Here is a 2,353-nt window from a genome sequence, read left to right as displayed (position 1 = left end):
ATTCAGGACGTTGCAGCGCAAATTCAATGGTAGTTTTTACAAAGCCATCTACAACTCCGACATCATGTCTTTTCCCTTCAAAATCATAGGCAAATACTGTTTGGATTTCATTTAGTTTTTGGATGGCATCGGTTAATTGAATTTCACCACCAGCACCAGTTTCATGCTTAGCTAAAAAGTGAAATATTTCTGGGGTTAAAATATATCTCCCCATAATCGCTAAATTTGATGGAGCAGTTCCTTGTTCTGGTTTTTCAACAAAGTTATTAACTTCGTACCTTCTACCATCTTGAGTAAGCGGGTCAATGATACCATACCGATGCGTTTCGCTTTCATYWACGGATTGTACTCCAATAATAGACGAACCTGTCGCATCATATTCATTTATTAATTGRCGCAATGAAGGTACCTCGCTTTGAACGATATCATCACCTAAAAGTACGGCAAATGGTTCATCCCCAATAAAATTACGGGCACACCAGATAGCATGTCCAAGGCCTTTCGGTTCTTTCTGTCTAATGTAATGGATATTGGCTAAATTAGATGGATATTGTACTTTCTCCAATAAATCAAATTTTCCATGATCCCTCAAATTATTCTCTAGCTCATAGGCATTATCGAAGTGATCTTCTATCGCACGTTTATTCTTTCCTGTGACAATAATAATATCTTCAATGCCTGATTYTACAGCTTCTTCTATAATATATTGAATAGTTGGTTTATCCACGATTGGAAGCATTTCTTTTGGCATTGCCTTTGTAGCAGGTAAAAACCTTGTTCCCAATCCCGCTGCAGGTATAATTGCCTTTTGTATTTTTTTCATTAATTTGTAGCTCCTTCATATAACCTTTTAAAAAACTACTATGTTTTTTAATCTCATATTTATAGTAACATAGACTTGTTTTTTGTAAACATTTTCCCCTAAAAAATCCAATTATATTGTAATTGGATACATAAATGTAATTTTAATCTAATAACTACATCCCAATTACTCATACTTAGGTACTTTAAGACCCATACTTAAGAGTAATCCTTTTAATTGGGGATGACTGCCTGTCTAATACTATTTCCAACTATATCACATGGTTCAAACCCTTAATGAGCTACTCCTTTGACAAATTTGGAACTGCACTCCCCCTCTTCCCTCTTTGACAAGAGAAAAACATCACATATTCCATTCAGTTTTTTGTTTATCATTCACCTGCTACACTGAAATATCATGATTGACATATAAATGTATGCTAAATTTCTTAAAGTTCATAATGCTTTTAACACTAATTCATCAACTATTCTATCCGTTGGTCTCTAAACCAAATACAAAAACGGAGAGACTGAAAATCCCTCCGTTTTTGGACTATATTTTAATTAAGCCATTAATTTTTTCTATCTGAGTTTACACTTATAAATCGTTACGAATTATTCAGCTTCCGAAACAACAGTAAAGCGTTCATTTATGTGCTGAGGGCTTTCAATTTCATCTAATACTGCAATAGCAAAGTCAGCATAACTTATATAACTTTCTCCTTTTGAGTTTACAAGGATGTTATCTTTCCCTAATTTATATCCACCTGTTCTTTTGCCTTGTGGATCAAAGAATGCAGAAGGACTGATAAACGTCCATTGAATTCCACTAGTATTTTGTAAATCCTCAAGGTTTTTAGATTGATTAGATGCTGTTGCAAAGTATTCTTTAGGAAAATCCGGTGTATCTAGTACGCGAGTTGTTTTCGCTTCATCAACAAACAGACTTCCTGCACCACCAACAACAAGCAATTTAGTATTAGGTGCATCTTTCATAGCTTCAATTAAGACTTTACCAGCTTCAACATGTAGATGCTCATGCCCTGGAGCAGCCCCAAACGCATTTACGACCACATCAAATTCTTTAACATCATCTGCCTTCAAAGCATATACGTCTTTTTCTAAAACTGCAGCTCCTTGATTATTTTGTACTTTCGCTGCATCTCTGACAATAGCCGTAACCTCGTGGCCTCTAGCTATAGCTTCTTTATAAATCAGACTTCCAGCTTTTCCACTTGCACCAATAATAGCTATTTTCATTTTAAAACTCCTCCTATAATCGTCTTTATATTCAACTTGTAACTAATTTGTTTACATGTAATAATATAAGTTACAGGTTGACGTTTTGTCAATTTATTTTATCCAAACTTTTAGTTTACTAATAACTTTTGTGAGCAATACTAACTTGTAACTACTCAAATTACATGTTAAGGAATTTATACTTAAAAGTAGAGATTTTAAAGGAGAGAAAAAAATGTCTATTAGTACCCGCTTTTCAGTAGGAATCCATATACTATCTCTTTTAGAAGTAAATAAAGAGGGAGTTAATACC

Annotated in this window: 2 protein-coding genes; both read right to left on the bottom strand. The window is 34.1% G+C overall.

Annotation, left to right across the window (positions count from 1 at the left end; translation table 11 throughout):
* A partial coding sequence (galU, locus tag AC1DUW_RS26175) for a UTP--glucose-1-phosphate uridylyltransferase GalU (RefSeq protein WP_477643857.1) occupies positions 1 to 823 on the bottom strand: 823 nt, incomplete at its 3' end.
* A gap of 593 nt (positions 824 to 1,416) precedes the next feature.
* Entirely contained in the window at positions 1,417 to 2,061 is a 645-nt protein-coding gene (locus AC1DUW_RS26170; protein ID WP_477643856.1) for an NAD(P)-dependent oxidoreductase, read from the bottom strand.
* Between the last annotated feature and the right edge of the window lie 292 nt (positions 2,062 to 2,353).

The organism is Peribacillus sp. P4_C12 (assembly GCF_056402095.1).
This window is presented reverse-complemented; position numbering and strand designations above follow the sequence as displayed.